This is a genomic window from Amycolatopsis sp. NPDC049868, from assembly GCF_044461365.1.
Lineage (GTDB): Bacteria > Actinomycetota > Actinomycetes > Mycobacteriales > Pseudonocardiaceae > Amycolatopsis.
On the sequence record NZ_JBITKV010000015.1, the window covers coordinates 109,930 to 125,641 of the forward strand.

General features: G+C 61.3%; 12 protein-coding genes. 9 read left to right on the forward strand and 3 right to left on the reverse strand.

Annotated elements, in window-relative coordinates; all coding sequences use genetic code 11:
* Nucleotides 1–407: 407 nt before the first annotated feature.
* Both hemA and ACIBTM_RS39685 read right to left on the reverse strand, forming a co-directional pair.
* Complete coding sequence (gene hemA / locus ACIBTM_RS39680; protein ID WP_395882288.1) at nucleotides 408–1,634, reverse strand: 5-aminolevulinate synthase; 1,227 nt, start codon at nucleotides 1,632–1,634, stop codon at nucleotides 408–410.
* A gap of 788 nt (nucleotides 1,635–2,422) precedes the next feature.
* The gene (locus tag ACIBTM_RS39685; RefSeq protein WP_395882289.1) at nucleotides 2,423–2,599 is read right to left on the reverse strand and encodes a hypothetical protein; all 177 of its coding nucleotides are present in this window, start codon (nucleotides 2,597–2,599) and stop codon (nucleotides 2,423–2,425) included.
* Nucleotides 2,600–3,465: 866 nt separating this feature from the next.
* Here ACIBTM_RS39685 and ACIBTM_RS39690 point away from each other — a divergent pair.
* The 4 genes from ACIBTM_RS39690 (at nucleotide 3,466) to ACIBTM_RS39705 (ending at nucleotide 7,050) form a co-directional block, all read left to right on the forward strand.
* Complete coding sequence (locus ACIBTM_RS39690; protein ID WP_395882377.1) at nucleotides 3,466–4,740, forward strand: helix-turn-helix domain-containing protein; 1,275 nt, start codon at nucleotides 3,466–3,468, stop codon at nucleotides 4,738–4,740.
* Between the two features lie 304 nt (nucleotides 4,741–5,044).
* Nucleotides 5,045–5,245 (forward strand): hypothetical protein, encoded by a 201-nt coding sequence (locus ACIBTM_RS39695; protein WP_395882290.1) that lies wholly within the window; start codon nucleotides 5,045–5,047, stop codon nucleotides 5,243–5,245.
* Between the two features lie 1,068 nt (nucleotides 5,246–6,313).
* A complete protein-coding gene (locus tag ACIBTM_RS39700; RefSeq protein WP_395882291.1) occupies nucleotides 6,314–6,589 on the forward strand; it encodes an acyl carrier protein in 276 nt (91 codons plus the stop codon).
* A gap of 269 nt (nucleotides 6,590–6,858) precedes the next feature.
* Nucleotides 6,859–7,050: a hypothetical protein gene (locus tag ACIBTM_RS39705; protein ID WP_395882292.1), complete on the forward strand. Its 192-nt coding sequence runs from the start codon at nucleotides 6,859–6,861 to the stop codon at nucleotides 7,048–7,050.
* 246 nt (nucleotides 7,051–7,296) lie between these two features.
* Here the strand turns inward: ACIBTM_RS39705 and ACIBTM_RS39710 are convergent, their stop codons facing one another.
* Nucleotides 7,297–7,788, reverse strand: coding sequence for a hypothetical protein (locus tag ACIBTM_RS39710; protein WP_395882293.1), 492 nt, complete (start codon nucleotides 7,786–7,788; stop codon nucleotides 7,297–7,299).
* 1,289 nt (nucleotides 7,789–9,077) lie between these two features.
* Here ACIBTM_RS39710 and ACIBTM_RS39715 point away from each other — a divergent pair.
* The 5 genes from ACIBTM_RS39715 to ACIBTM_RS39735 all read left to right on the forward strand — a co-directional run bounded on the left by ACIBTM_RS39715 (nucleotide 9,078) and on the right by ACIBTM_RS39735 (nucleotide 15,707).
* A complete protein-coding gene (locus ACIBTM_RS39715) occupies nucleotides 9,078–9,272 on the forward strand; it encodes a hypothetical protein (RefSeq protein ID WP_395882294.1) in 195 nt (64 codons plus the stop codon).
* A gap of 1,566 nt (nucleotides 9,273–10,838) precedes the next feature.
* Nucleotides 10,839–11,072: a hypothetical protein gene (locus ACIBTM_RS39720; RefSeq protein WP_395882295.1), complete on the forward strand. Its 234-nt coding sequence runs from the start codon at nucleotides 10,839–10,841 to the stop codon at nucleotides 11,070–11,072.
* A gap of 746 nt (nucleotides 11,073–11,818) precedes the next feature.
* Nucleotides 11,819–14,023, forward strand: coding sequence for a hypothetical protein (locus ACIBTM_RS39725; RefSeq protein ID WP_395882296.1), 2,205 nt, complete (start codon nucleotides 11,819–11,821; stop codon nucleotides 14,021–14,023).
* Nucleotides 14,020–15,216 carry a poly-gamma-glutamate synthase PgsB gene (pgsB, locus tag ACIBTM_RS39730; RefSeq protein ID WP_395882297.1) on the forward strand — a complete coding sequence of 399 codons (1,197 nt, stop codon included), beginning with the start codon at nucleotides 14,020–14,022 and terminating at the stop codon, nucleotides 15,214–15,216. Before ACIBTM_RS39725 ends, pgsB begins: the two co-directional genes overlap by 4 nt.
* Nucleotides 15,213–15,707 carry a poly-gamma-glutamate biosynthesis protein PgsC/CapC gene (locus ACIBTM_RS39735; RefSeq protein ID WP_395882298.1) on the forward strand — a complete coding sequence of 165 codons (495 nt, stop codon included), beginning with the start codon at nucleotides 15,213–15,215 and terminating at the stop codon, nucleotides 15,705–15,707. The genes pgsB and ACIBTM_RS39735 overlap by 4 nt, the downstream gene beginning before the upstream one ends.
* The last annotated feature ends 5 nt before the right edge of the window (nucleotides 15,708–15,712 follow it).

The window sequence follows — 15,712 nt, forward strand, 5'->3', positions numbered from 1 at the left end:
CTGCGGAGTGGGCATGTGGGTAAGGACCGTCGCACGCTTGAGCTGGTCCCTCGTCGGGACGGCGCGTTAGCCCGAGAAGCCCGCAGCGGGGGTGCGGTGTCCTGGATTGGTATTGAGGACACGGGGAGCCGCCGAGGTAGTCCGACATACGCTGGTCGTCTTGGCTATCCTGGCGATTGAGCCACAGCAACGTCGGCGCGGCCATGTACAGGAGGTTCCTGGTAGGGAACACCACGATACTGGCGAGGATGCAGGCGCGGCGGCGAGCCCGGTCGATGTGCAGCTGCGTGGCACTCGTGGGCTGCAAACGGCGACTCGAAGGTACTTTTCCTCGCGTACCAGGAAGAACACGGCTTAAGTAGCGCGAACCCATCTCGTCGAGGTGTGCTGTGCGCTGGTGGAGGCGGTCATTGGGCCGCGGACGTGCGAGATATGCCGAGTTCGCTCCACTCGCGACTGATCGCCTGAGTGAGCCGGAGCACGTCGTCCGGTTGATGCGCCGGGGAGGGGTTGATGCGCAGCCGCTCGGTACCGGTGGGAACGCTGGGGAAGTCTATCGGCTGCAGGTACATCTGGTGCAGATGCAGCAGCCGATTGGCCAGTTGCTTGCATCTGTGCGCGTTGCCTACCAGGACCGGGACGATGTGGCTCTGCTCGGACACGACCGGTATGCCCGAACAGCGAAGCAGGCGTTTGAGCATGGCGGCTCGGCGGTGCAGCAACTGTCGCTCAGTGTCGGATTGCCGTAGGTGCCGTACGCTGGTCAGGGCGGCGGCGGCCAGGGGTGGTGGCAGCGCGGTCGTGAAGTTGAAGGAAGGGGCGACGCACCGGATGGCATCCACGATCGACTCGGGGCCGACGACGTAGCCGCCCGCGGCGCCGTAGCCCTTGGCGAAGGTGCCCATTAGCAACGTCACATCTGCGGCGCAGCCGCGTTCGGCCGCCAGGCCTGCGCCGCCCGGTCCGTACATGCCGACCGCGTGCGTTTCGTCGAGGTAGACCAGCGCACCGTGGTTCCTGGCAACCGCACACAGATCGGCCACACGGGCGAGGTCACCGTCCATCGAGTAGATCGACTCGAACGCCACCACCTTCGGCCGATCGCGATCCAAACCGGACAGCAGCCGGTCGAGATGCTCGACGTCGTTGTGCCGGAACACGCAGCGTTCCGCTGTGGTGGACCGCATGGCGTAGATCATCGACGCATAACTGGCCTCGTCAGACACAAAGACGCAGTCAGGTAGCAACTTTCCCAAGACACTTAGCGCGGCATCATTGGCCGCGTAGCCGGTGACGAAGGTAAGGCCCTGTTCCTTCCGGTGAAGTTCGGCGATCTCCCGTTCCAGAAGCACATGGAAGTGATTCGTGCCTGCGATATTGCGGGAACCGCCCGCCGCCACGCCCGAGTTTTCCAACGACGCACGCATCGCCGCGAGCACCTTCGGGTGCTGTCCCATACCCAGATGGTCACTACTGCACCACACGGTAATATTTCGGACACGGCCATCGGGATGGTGGTACAGCGCCTGAGGAAAGCAGCCGGCGATACGCTCGATGTCCACGAGTATCCGGTACCTTCCTTCGCGCTTGGTCGTCTCAATAAACTCGGCAAAAAAAGCCGAATAGTTGAACATGACGTGCCTCCGCCCATGCCCGGCCGGTAGCGTTCCCGGCATCCCGCCTCGCGACAATAAGGCGGGAGCGCCGCTTTGCTGTTCGTGCTCGTGAACAGTGCTGCGGGCTTGGGGTATCCCAGAGTCGACACCGATCTGGCCGTGATTGCGGTGTTGCGGAGGGTGTGCTGCAGGTCAACCCGCAGCACACAAGAACGTGGGACAGCTCCGGCCACTCAAATCAGTTTCTCTCCACATTTCACCCAGGCCGGCGGAGGTGCGGCTCCTGAGGTGCACCCGGCTAGAGGGCAGCGGGCAACAAGGGAGCCTGCAGTTGGTCGGAGTGACTGCTCGAAACTGTCGGTGCTGAGCATTCCGATCGAGGAATGCCGCGTTATGATGTAAAAGTGAGCTATTTGTCATTCACGGCGGCGAGTTCTGCCTCGGTGGCGTAGGCATGCCGGTAACACAGCTTGTGTTGAACGTCGACCAGAATTAGGCCACCGGTCTGGAGTCCCAGCAGGTCCCGGTCGCGGCAACCGATCGGCGTAGCCATGCGTGAACCACGCCTTCGCTGTCAGGTGCGCCGTGGACTCGTCGCTGCGGTCGGAGCGCAGGATCATCCCACGGCGGGTCGACTCGGCGTTGCTGTCGTGGAGACAGCGCCGTAGTCGCGACACGCTTTACATTCGCGTAGTAGCCTGCTCTCGACACACCCAGCTGCCGCGCGATACTCGGACCGGGACCACTTGCTCGCCAACGAAATGGTGGTGTCGGTGAGCTCCTTGTCGTACCGGCGTGCTCGACTGTCAGAGCGAACCGGGCCCGGCCTTCTGCGTACACAGCCGCGCTACCAGGAACGCGTTGTCCTTTTCCGGGCCGGCCACGTGCCTGTGCAGGCGTAGCAACTTCGCCCGCTTGGCCGCCTCCTGAGGGAAGTCGCCGCTGACATCGACCACGGCGGTCCGGCATCGTTCGTCTTTCACCCACTCTCTACAAGCCTGGGTCGATTCCCAGCTCGCGGGAGGCGTCGGAGACCGTACGACTGGAGTCGATCTCGCGGCGAGCAGCCTCGACCTTGTGCTCGGCTACGCCCGTCGAAGTACAGGCCATCGCCGTCTGGATCTAGTGTTGCTTGCTGCGGCATCAACTGTATTGACGCATCGTCTGAAATCACGGTGAACCTTTCGGCTATCGTATACCGTGGTATGGTTTCGGCCCACACGGTCCAGTTCTGCGCTGCCATCGGACGATAGCTTATTCGCCTGTTCATGTGCGCGCTTGTATGACCGAGTTCCCGAAGCGTCACACCATGAACCTGGGTGCCGCCGCGCCTTGGTAACGGGAATCACCGTAGCGGCATATCTCAGGAGAGTGTTTATGCTGGTGAACACTCTCACCTGCCTCGTGCTCCATCCTGATGTGAATCCTTCGCCTGCGTCGAAACTATCGCATACGGTCATTTGCCGTAAGTTATTCGGCTGAAAGCTGGCAGGACTACACCTTTCGGTGGAACCGTGCCAGTCATGGTGACGTTGATGGGCAGTTGTGCCCGATGTCACCCAGGTGGACCGTGTTTGTCACCCAAGCCGGGATACCGTCGGCGCCGAATACTCGAGGAGTCTGCCCATCGTCAACAATGTTCATTCCGAATTCTTGGGGCAAAGAGACTCAAGGTGCTGGGAGGTGGATGCGTGGGACGTGGGGTGAGCTGCGAGGATATGCCGACATGTCAAACTGGGCTGGCTATGTGCATGCACTGCGATCGTGATCGCAGTGTCGTTCTGTGATCAGATGCAACGGCGCGGTGAACCCGTTCGCACTATTCGCTTCGGAATGGAGTCTACTTATGATGGAAATTGTGCCGTCACCGTCACGACGCAACCTCGCCAGTGAGACCTGCAGTGATACTGGCCAACGAGTCCGATTCTATCGAAAGATCAGAGGCCTGAGCGTACGTACCGCCGCGAGGTTGGCGGGGCTCTCGCCTGCGTTCTTGTCGACGATCGAAAATGGCCATCGGAACCTTGACCGGATCTCACACGTTGTCGCTGTCGCTGATGTGCTTGACGTTTCACCGGCTGACCTGGTCGGTGTGGATTTTCTGGCACAAAAACGGAAACAGGGCGGGACTTCTCTCGATGCCGCAGCGACCCGGCTCCGATTGACGCTCGCTGTGGCATCATTGCCTACCCAGTCGGATTCGGCGAGCACGATGGAGGTTGGCGCGCTCGCCGATTGCGTAGGGCGTCTCCAGAGTCTCTTCCTGGAATGTCGTTATGGTGAGGTGCTGCACCAGCTACCCGATCTTATCGACAGCATCCACAGGATGCTGGCAACCGGGAAAAGACCTCAGGAGAACACGCTCCGCCGGCTTCTTATCGCAACCTATCAAAACTTGTGCATGCAGGTCCTCAGAGAATTAGGGTATATCGACCTGATGCAGCTGGTCGTCGAAAGGGCCAATGCGCTGGCGTGCGAATCTGATGACCTCGTCATTCAAGCAGTGTCGTCATGGCAACAAGCCCAACTTTGCACACGCCTCGGGCTCTGCGAACAGGCTGCAGACGTCGCGCTCGGTGCCGCGGACCAGCTATCATCGACGACCCTGGGGACACGTCGTATGAAAGTCATGTACGGCAGGCTGCACATCACAGCGGCTCTCGCGCATGCGCGTCTCCGCCCCCAAGTCGAAGCCTCCGCCTTTGATCACCTCGCCGAAGCGCGGAACATGCTCGATTGGCTGCAGCCGCAGCCCGAGGCCTACCCCCGCCTCACATATGCCTCGTTCCTTTTGAACAAACTGGAGCTCGTCAACGTGCTCGGTCACTTCGACGACGCGCCCGCCATTGTGGACAAGGTGTGCGCGATCCAGAAACGCGGTATCGTTGACGAGTACTCGTTTCACCTGCTGGCGGGGACCGCGCTCGCACGAATACACGCACGTCAACGACAAGCCGTATCTCACCTCAAGGACGCCGAAATCATCAGTCCGCACATGCTGCGTGCCGACCCCTATGCCCGCCGAGCCATCTCCCACCTGCTCGCCGAACCCAGTTACGAAAGCGTCAATGCCACCGTGCGTGGCCTCGCCTATCGGATGGGGACTGTTGTGCCGTTGGCGTAGCTCCAGAGATGGAGGAACACGCCTGTGGCTGAAGTAGCGCCCAACTGCTGCTAGGTGCAGGAGACGGCCGGGATGGGGGTCGCCTGGTTGAGCCATTGGCGGACTGGACTCGGGATGGGACTCATCTGGGCCGCCATCATGGTGGCGTGGTCGTCCTCGCCGGCACGTCTCTGGTCCGGTGAGGGGCACCTCGAGGTCCGTGATGCTGTCCACTCCTCGACCTCGACGGCTGGAGGTACGTGGTGGAGCCCAGTCGACACACCAGCAGTGGTGAGGTTGTGGTGACCGAGCCGCTGACAATCGCGTGCCCGTCTTCGAGACTGAACGTGACTCCTGGGACCGCATGCGGGCTCACGTCCGCGGCCGCGACCTCGACTCCGAACGCCACGACTTTCCCGCCGAGCCGGTCGAACACCACCTGGTCCAGCTCTGGCCGGCGGTCCAAGTCGCCGCCATCGACCATCGACTCGACGACCACGTCGGCTTCCCGCACCGCCACAGCTGACCCTGCAAGAGCCGCTGAGCTTCAGAAGGATCATGTCGGTAGGTTGTGGCCACCAGGCACCGTCCGTCAGGGCCGTGTGATCGATCGAGTCGAAGCACGCCTCGATGTCTGCGTCCAGCGCCCACTAATAACTGCGGGAGCCGAGCATGTGAATCTCGGCGATCGTGTCGTCCGTCCGCCGCATCGGCCGGAAACCATATGAGGCCGGCGTAAAAGAGAATTGCTGGCTTGTCACCCTTGAAGGATTGAATTAAGCGACAGTGATCACCAGGTCAAGTTCGCGGCAAGCACGTTCACGACAGTGAATACCGACGCGGCGTCTCGTCGTATAGTTGGTGTCTTAGAGTCTTGGAGGGCAGTGTGCAGAACATGTCGAGGTAATTAGCTTACTGCAAATCGCGTAACGCATCCCTGCCGGATGCGAAAACTGGATCGTTAGGCACGTGCAGTAGCACATGCTGGAGGCCCTGAGATTGGAGCGTGCATGCGAGCCTTGGGTGAGCTTTCTGAAGTGTTACGTGAATCTGGTTCGGGAAGACGGTCGCGACATCGCGCGCGGCTGGGCAAGCCATGCGAGGGCTGCCGTGGGGCGCTGTTCGCCTATGCGCTGCAGTTGGCTTGCAACGACGATCGGCAGGCCAGGCAGGTGATGGCGCAAGCTTGGGCTCACCTGGGGTCTCGTTCTGGTGTACGTGCTCTCGAGCCGGCTGTGGTGCAGGCATGGCTGCATACACTGGTTCGTCATATTGTCAAGGGCGGGCGGCCTGCGCGAAGATCGGCATCAGGCTCGAGTGGGGGCACTGCGGCAGGGCCAGTGTGCGCTATGGTTGTGAACCCCGATGAAAGCTTGCAGGAGATGTGCGACGAGGGAGTGGAGTTCCCCTGTCTGTGCAAAAATTCGGGCTGCGAAACCGGCAATGGCTCGAATATGTGGTGACGGAAGTCCTACGCTAGATTTCTGGGTCTCGTACCCGAACGGCAGGGAATTCATCGGAGCGCGGCTGCTGAAGGCTGTGAGCGCCTGGCATTAATAATGCTGCGACATGCTATTCAATGGTATGGTAACTCTTGGAGAAAGAAGAAATGGACTACCGGTTCATTTACTTAATCTTGGTAAATCTATCACTTCCGATAGTGCCGGACTCCGATCGCCGTCCCATGCTGCTCGATGACACTTCTCTTCGGAGGTACGGGTTCGACGCTCTGGCGCAGCTTCGGCTCATTGCTGCAATGGAGCATCACTTCGGGATTACGGTCTGTCATGCCGAACTGCAAATGATGAACACGCCACTGAAAGTTGTCGCCATAGTGGAGAGAAAGCTCGCGGCCGAAAGGGGCGAGTGAACAAGGTAACGACGTTCTGTCGATTTTGCGTCAATACGAGTGCTGATGAGACAAGTTCCGGCGCGATTCCCTGATACTTTCGACGTTGCGGGCACGTTTCGTGCGACCGGATCGTTCGACGACGATGCCTTAATGAGCCTCGGTACCCACTGGCTTCGACGAGCGGCTGCGCCACGATGTGGCCGCACGGCCATCGGCCACTGCGTGGAAGAACTGGTTGAACGACTCCTGACTCTGATCTTGAAGCGCAACCATGTGATAGTGCTTCGGTGTCCTCTGATCACCTTCGCAAGACGGCTTTCCATCCCGTCGCGAGCCAGTTGGTAGCAGGAGCCGAGATGGTCAACCGGGCGTGGGGCGCGCCCTGTGTTACCGCCATCTTCGCGGGCGAAAGCTCCAGCGAGGGCGGCATGGAAGAGCTTGATGCGGAATTCGCCCTCACTGGAGACTTTACTTTCTAGTTGATCTGATAAACCAAAACGAAGCCACAGCTATCGATAGCGCTGCTGCCGCCACGAAGATCGGCACGGCGATTCCTGGCGGAACGACCTTCGAGGTCAGCAAGAAGGTGGCGATCGCCATGACGGCGAGGGCCGCCAGTGACGCGCTCCGCTCAGCTTTCGACCTGGATCTGCCGGTCTCACGTAAGATCGACCGTGCAAGGAAGGATTTATGTCTCGACATTTGGCACTTCGCGTACTTCGTGATCAACAGGTCGCAGCGGCGGCGATCCCGGTGCCGATACCGAAGCCGGCTCCGACCGGACCACCCAGTATTCCGCCACCCACGGCGCCGGAAATCGTGGCGGCCGTGCCACACAAGAAACTTCCCCAGCTGAAATACGGGACGAGTCCGTCCTTGGTGGTGAAACTGAACTCGTCCGGTCCTTCGACGGCGAACTTCCCGGTGATCTTTCCGCCGGATTTAGTGGTCAAGGTTGGCGGAACATCCTCGACAGTCTTTCCTGCTTGATCAATGACCCGCAGGTGACCGTCGGTCGTCGCGGTCAGCCGATAGGGCTTTTCGAAGGTGATCTGAAAATGGGCCGTCAGGCCTTCGGTTGAAATCATCCGCAACGCATAGGAGCCGTTATCGTTGAGGTCCGCCCGTGCGACCGCTGATGCCGTGGTAGCGGAAGCAATTCCGGTGCTGATGTTCGATAGCAAGCCTGCAGTCGCGATTGCCAGTGCGATGGTCACGACACGCCCACCACTCTTTACTCTTTTCACGGCTTCCTTTCGAGTTTGCTGGTTACCTTGTCAGCATCGTGCGAGCAAGATCTGGGCGTAAGTACAAAACCCCACGCTGTGCCCGTGACTATTTCACTCTGGGTGCGAGCGGCGAACTCGTCGAACAGGGGCGACGCGTGTGCGGTGCTGGTAGGCGGGCGACCGGCACCCTACGAGAGGTCGCTGCATGTTGTTGCCTGGTCGAGCAGCCGTGGCCATTTGTCCTGGTTACGGCCGGGGCGACACGACGGGGGACACCGGCTTCATGCAGCATCGTCGTGGTGGCGCGCTGCTCATGGTGTGGTTTCCTGGGACCTACTACGACGGGAAGTTGACCCTTGGGTGACAAGCTGCTCGTTGGCAAGCCCGAGATAGTCGAAGCTAGCCGACTCGCCGGATGCGGTGTTGTGTGCCGATGGCCCGGTACGGTCGCTGGTCGCTGGTCGCTGGTCGCTGGTCGCTGGTCGCGTTGTCGCTGGCGCCTGCGCGGGCATGACGCGGTGAACTGTGGCCGGAACGGCTTCGCTCGGCTGTGCGCTGGGCTCCGTGGCTTGCCGTTGCCACGGGGTTAGCTGGTGCTGGCGGTGGAGGTGTCACCGTGGTTGCGACTGCACGGCGCGACTTGTCTGGAGCGCGCTCGTTCTGCCACGCCTATGGCCGCGGCGAGGAGGAGCACCGGATGAGCCCGAACGGCCGTATTCGATCGTGGCCGCACTGGAGATCGGCTGCACCCCCTAGACCGCGCTACTGGATGCGATCCGCCTGGCGCCAGGCGCGGATGTCGCGGAGGCGACTACCGCGCAGATCCGCGGGGCCGCGGAACACCTTGTCGCCGCGGGCCGTGGCGCGAAGGCGTTTCGGAGATCTTCGTGGTGCTCGACGCTGGTTATCACGCTCAGCGTATCGCCTACCTGCTGGGCGATCTGGCAGTGCAGATTCTTGGCCGGATGCGCTCGGAAGCTGCCGCCCTGGGTGACGGTCCTCGCCAAAGTCGGCAGCAGAGCCATCCCGTACCTCGGATGGGCGCTGCTCGGATTCGACATGCTCGACACAGTCAAGTTCACCGGGGGCGCGGCTGGTCGAGATCCCAGCCGGCGCAAAGCGGTACGTCATTCCGATCGCCACTCCCCGGGCCGCCACTGTGCCACTGCCCCCGACGATCGTCATGACGGTGACCAAGCGGGTCCTGGTCTCCCTGGATGGAACCGAAGAACGCAAGGTGGCCGTGGCGTCGTGATCTTGAGTCAGTTTCACTGTCCGTGATCGGCGTGACCCCTTTGCTGGTCATGTCGGTGGAGGACGAGTTCGCGGACAAGGATCGAAGTTGGCGCGCCTGTACATCTGCGCTTCATCATTTTGATGCGGTTGAGGGGGTCTTCGACCGCGCCGGACCTGTATGGCAGCGTCAGTCCATCGAGGGCAGCGCCGCAGTCACGTTTGATCCGCCCTGGTGAAACGGCGCAGGTGCGAAAGGTCATTGGCCTCGGCTACTGTGTCGGAGGCCGAGGGGACACCGAAGGAGCCTGCGGAGGAGAAGGTGTTTAGGCTGGTCTCTAACCTCCCTGCACGGTCGCCTTCCTGTTGTATTAGGGACCTTGCCGGGGAGGGGGAGCTCGTCGAGCACGACGTCACGAAGGACGGCCCGGAGGCGGCCGGCATGAAGCGGCGTCAACCAGATGGTTTCACCTCGCGGGAACCGGATTTCAACGGTATCGGCAACCCTTCGAACCCACACCCGCCCGGGCCGACCTCGGCCGCTGCGGCAGGGAACATATCGTTCGCGCCGTGAGCGCGCAGGACTCGGATCTCTGGTCCGTGCTTGAAAGTGTGTGGGGCAAGCAAGCAGATTCACCAGGTTCACGCTCCTTGTCGACTATGATTCAGGGCATCTGGAACCAAGTGCAGAATCGTCTGCTTCTCGCGAAACCGGGAGACTGAAATTACTTGCGATTCTTCCTGGTTCATAGCTGTAGGTCATAACGTGAACGAAACTGCACCGTTTCTGACTGTGTACAATTGCTGAACCCTGTGTGCAATGTCTGGTTGTGTCATATGCGTGCTATGTGTTCCGATAATTTGTGTCAGCAAGTTTTTGATATGCTGTCGAGCTTCGGCGGGGTCGGCACTATTGCGACCGACTTAGTTCTGACAGCTGACATAGTACAAGCGGATGGCTGACTTTGCCACCTTCGAACACTTGATTGATTCAGTGATGATCATTGACTCGGCTCCGCATCGAAAGGTGTTCACGACAGTGAATGCCCGCGTGAAGTTTCGACGTACAGTTGGTCATCTTGCCGTCCGGGAAGGGGTACGCGAAACACGTCGAAGGAATGGGTTTAGTGCAAAGTGCGTAATGCGGTTGAGTCAGATGCAAGAACTGGATCGTTATGCACGCGCAGTAGCACGTGCGAAGCCGAGTGGAGATCGGAGCCTGTATGCGTTTCCTGGGTGAGCTGTCGACTGTAGCGCATGAACCTTGTTCGATGGAGCGGACGCGGTGCCGCACGCGGTTCGCCGAGTCGTGTGCATGCTCCAGTGGGGTGCTGATCGACTATGCGCTGCAGGTGACTCGCGATGGTAGCCGAGCCAGGCAAGTGGTGACACAAGCCAGAGTTCACTTGCTGTCTCACGCGGGTGGCTCCGCCCTCGAGCCGACGGTGATGCGGATGCACATGCTGGTCCATCGTGTTGCAACGGGCAGATGGCCTGCGCAAAAGTTGGCGTCAAACTTGTATGGGAACACTGCGGTGGCAGTAGACGCGGAGCGTGTGACCTCTGGTGGAGGCTGTAGGAGGTTGGCGACGGGTGCGTGGAGTTCTGCCGTCTGTGCAGGAAGACGGGCAGTGGGATCGCCGACGTTCCAAGGGTGTCGTGATCGTACGTCTGCGCTGCATGCGGGCGTCCCATGCTCGAATGATATCGAGTATCTCGGCGCGTGGCTGTCTGGCTTCGAGGATGGGCTGGCCGTAAGAAATTGCGACACTTATTCGATGTTTCGGTAGTTCCTTGGAGAATAAATGAAACGCCAAGTCATTTATTTTATCCCGGTGAACTTATCGCTCCCGATAGTGCCTGGCTTCGATCGGCAACCTATGCGACTCGACGAAACGTCACCTCGGGTGTGTGGGTTCGATGAACTGGCGCGACTGCGACTCATCGCTGCGATGGAACACCATTTCGGCATCGCGGTCAGCCTTGTCGAGGCGCAAATGATGACCTCGCCGCAGGAAATTGCTGGCGTAGTGGAGTGAAAGCTTGCGGCCTTGCTCGGCTAGTGCGGCAGTTGCGCTTGAGTGATCTTGGCTGGTGAGGAATTTGGCCGGGTGCAGTTGCCATGGTCGAGGGTGAGTGAGCGAGCGGTGTCGAATCTGGCTGAGCTGCACCGGCGGTGGAGGTCGTCGTTCGGCAGGTCGGAGCCCTATCGTCGGGCTGAGGAAGCTATCGCAGCGTCCATGAGTGATCTGCCGCGGAAGAATGGGTGGCTCAGATCGATCTGGAGGCAGTTCCCCGTGTCCGCTCATCGGTCGTCTGGTTGACGATGAGCGCGAATGCTTGCCCAGTCGCGCGATCCTCGGCGTGGTCGCGCCGAACTCGGACCCGCACAACTCGTCGTCAGCCTGTTCCGGAACAGCAACAGGTGTCGGCTGCAGGTTGCTGAGGAAGGACCGGCGCTTCGCGTCGTTGGGTGCGCAAGATCCCCAGGAGCTTGCTGATCGTGGGTGTTGTGGTGCTGTGATACTCCGGCCGGGGATGAGCGCTTCGATCGCGGCGGCGATCACCACGGCGAATAGTGGCGTCAACAGCGGCCAACGAAGTCGATCCCAAACACTCATTGCCCGGCGCTTTTGTCAAGGAAATACCGGGTTTCCGGCGAAGGCCTGGCGAAATATAAAGTCCGCACCGGTAGAAAAGATTGTTGTCGATCCGTCGTGCGGATTAGCCAACTTACCTGGCGATCGCGCCCGGTAAAACCAGCAACTATTTTATGGAGTTATACGTGGCCGGGGTAGTCGATAGAAAGTCCAGGTTGGAACGAGCCCTTGAGGAACAGCTACCGGAAAGTGGTTTCCCTGCTGGCGTCGGCGTCCCGTCCGCGATCGCTCTGGTGTTGTTGACGGCGCTCGCCATTCTGTCGTGGCTGCTGCTCGGAGTGCAAGATTCCGGTCCAGTACCGGATGCTGTAACCAAGAGCCAGCAGGAGCTCGTGGACGGCACGGGTCAGGCCATTGGCGGTGCTATCAGCCAGAACGTCGGTGATCTTCGGGCTGTGACTGCGGTGCCAGCAGTTACCCCGAACGATCTGCTTGCCAGGCTGGCCAAGCTGCGCAAGTGGCGCGGTGCTGTCGTCATGAATGCGCGAACGCGGACGCTGCTTGCGTCAATCGGTGACCAGGTTCCCGTCGAGCTGCTGCCACGGTCGTTCGCTGACACGACTGTCATCCCGGTCGCCAGCACCGATGGCACAGCGCTAGCCGTAACAGCCATTGCTCTCCCTGGCGACCAGGTACTGGCCGTGACGAGAGGCGTATCGCTGCCCGACGTGGCTCTTGGCAGCGACCTGCACCAGGCGCTGCTGCTCACCACCGCGACCGGCGAGATTGTCGACTCGCACGGCAAGCGTCCCGGCCCGCCCGAAGTCGCGGCGACAGGATTGGTCAGGCGAGCCAGTGTTGACGCAGCTGCCGGTAGGCGGGAGGCGATATTCGGCGTACCAGTACAGAGGGCCGGCGGTACCGAGCACGCGGTGGTGACCTACACGCCGGTACGTCTGAATAGCCTCGGCGCATTCGGGCTGTCCGTGGTCGGTATCGCGTACGTGCCGGCCGCTGGGCCTGCGACAGACGGTGATGGTCTGGTGCTGGGAATTGTCTTGTCAGGTGTCGCGATTGTCGGCTTTCTGCTGATCAGGGGGACGCTCGTGCTGCCGACCAAGCGCCTGCGTGCCGACGCACTCAGAATTGCGGGAGGCAACTTGACCCTGCCGGTGCGCCAAGCACGCATGCCTGAACTGCGTCGGGTCGGGGCTGGTTTCGAGCACTGTCGGCGCACCATGACCGGAATCTCCGCGGCGCCTCACCGACGTCTGCACGCGCTGTCAGCGCGGCTGACGGTCATCCTTGTTTCAGTATCCGTGCTTGGTTGGAGCGTGGGCGTGGTGCTGACCACTGGCGGCCAGGATGCGTTGGCCCCGGCCTCTGTGGTGACGAGCATTCGCGATCTAGCGGCGAGTAGCGCCGCGGCCGCTCAGCACGGCCTCAACGATGGGCTGGCCGACCTCAAAGCGATCACTACGTTCACCGACGGTCTGACTTCGGAGGCGGTGCAGCCCGTGCTCGAGCGAGTGCACGAGGCGCAGCCGCGCTACCGCAGCGTATACCTGGCCGGCAAGGACGGCGCTGTCGAGCGCTACGCAGGCCGTGCACCGCTACGAACGCTGACTCCGCCGCCGCCTGGGGCAGGAGTCCGACAACACTTCGATCACGGCCGGGTCGCTGTGCTCTACGCCCATGTTCCGCTGTCGGCGGGTCGAGCATTGATCGCCGAGTTTGACACTGACTGGCTCGTCGAGCTATTGGGGAGGACGCCGGCCAAGACCCGTCTGCTCGACGCGGGACTACGTACGCTGGCCGCGACTGGCGGCTACGTTGCGTTTGAGCAACCGTCGGAGGCCATCGTACGGCGGGTGGTCGAAGATGCCCGCGCCGGTGAATCGGCCGCCAGAGTAGTGGATCGCTTTGACGGCACCGCAGTAGTCACCGCGATCGCGTTGCGTACAGGCGCGACTGGTGAGCACGCCTGGTCGGTCGTTGCCGAGTACGCGGTCGACGACCTCGCGCTGGCCGCAAACAAGATGCGGCGTAACGCGCTCGTTGTGGCGTTTGTCGCGGTATTGCTCGCCTTGCTGGTGTTCGGCTGGCACCACCTCGTACTGGTCAGGCCGCTGCGTGCACTCGCTGCCCAGGCCGATGGGCTGGTCGCGGGCGATCACAGCACCGTGCTGTATCCGCAGCGCCATGACCAGATCGGCACCATCGCGTCCTGCCTGGAGATCAGCCGCCAGGGCCTGGCTGACGGAATCGACCGGTTGGGTCCTATTCGCGGACCACAGGCCACCGCATTGGAGACCACCGAGTTGATCCACCGGACCGACGACTCCCCCGCTACGCCCGCGATGGATCAGATCGAGGTCACGCAGCCATGACCACAGCCTACTGTGTGCTGTTGCTGGTGTGCGTGTGCCTCCTGGCCGGAGGTGTGATCGAGCAGCGCAAGCACTACGTCAACCTGAGCCGGATCGAGCATCGCGTACTGGTCAACGGGATCCGCGGAAAGAGTTCTATCACTCGGTTGTGTGCGGGCGCGCTACGCGCTGGGGGGCTGGTCACGGTTGCGAAGACCACTGGCACTGCCGCCAGGCTGATTCATCCCGATGGCAGTGAGGAACCGGTGTACCGCAAGTTCGACATTGCCAATGTGGTTGAGCAGATCGGTGTCGTGCGAAAGGCGTCGGCATATCGCCCCGACGCACTGGTAATCGAGTGCATGGCCGTGACGCCCGAGTTGCAGGAAATCAACCAGCGCAAGCTGGTGCGCTCGACCGTCGGCGTGCTGTGCAACGTCCGTGAAGACCACCTCGCCGCGATGGGACCGACCCTTGGCGACGTCGCGCGGTCGCTCAGCAGGTCGATGCCGATCGGCGGCATCTGTGTCACTGCGGAGCGAGAGCGGATTGACATCATCAAACGAGAGGCTGCCAAACGGAACTGTGAGCTGATCATCGTCCGACCAGAGTCGGTGTCCGACATGGAGATGGCTCGATTCAACTGGATCACCTTCAAGGAGAACGTGGCGGTCGCGCTAGCCGTAGCCGAACTGCTAGGTGTCAGTCGCCAATCCGCGCTTGCCGGCATGTGGTCAGCTCCGCCGGACCCGGGGGTGCTTGCCGTCCAACGTTACCGGCACAACGACGCCGTTCTTCGCGTCGCGAACGTTTTCGCCGCCAACGACCCGGAGTCAACGCTGATGAACATCGAACAACTTCTCGCGCGACGCGCGATCCAACGACCACTTCATGTCGTGATCAACTGCCGGCCGGACCGGATCGAGCGCAATGCCCAGATGGGCGGCCTCGTCGCTGACATTGACCCCGAGCGGGTGGTGCTGATCGGCGAGCCGACACGCAGCGCCCGGCAATCAATTTCCAAGCAGTGGCAGGGAGATCTGGCTGACCTCGGTGGGAACCGTAACCCCGCCGAACTGGTGGAGGCGATTGCGGCCGACGTTCGTACGGAAATTTCGATCGTGGCGATCGGCAACGTTCATGGCCAAGGCGAACTCCTGCTTGGGCAACTGGCGAAGCTCAGTATCACCTCCGTCGAGGGGCCGCGGTCGTGACCGGACTAGGACTTAACGGCGAGTTGCCGCCCGAACTCGCAACGATCGGACTTGCCATCGGCCTGGCGTTCTCACTGCTGTGCTACCTGACGACCAACCTGTCGCCCGGCGGCATGATTACGCCGGGCTGGCTCGCTCTGACGCTGGTCGAGGACTATCGCAAGGCGGGGATCGTTGCGGCCACGACCGCATTGACGTTCGGTGCTAGCAAGGTATTGCAACGGATTGTGATTCTCTACGGCAAACGTCTGTTCGCGGCCGTCGTGCTGACCGGCGTCCTTCTGCAGACCACCCTGGTGGTGCTTATCCAACGAGACTACCCGTTCTTGTTCGATCATCAGACGCTCGGCTTCGTAGTGCCTGGCCTCATTGCCTATCAGCTGGTTCGGCAGCCCCCTGCCACGACCTTGCTGGCCACCGGCATCGTCACGTTCGCCAGCTACGGACTGCTCGCCAGCGGGGTCCTACTCGGCATCGTGCCCACCGTTTGAGGAGA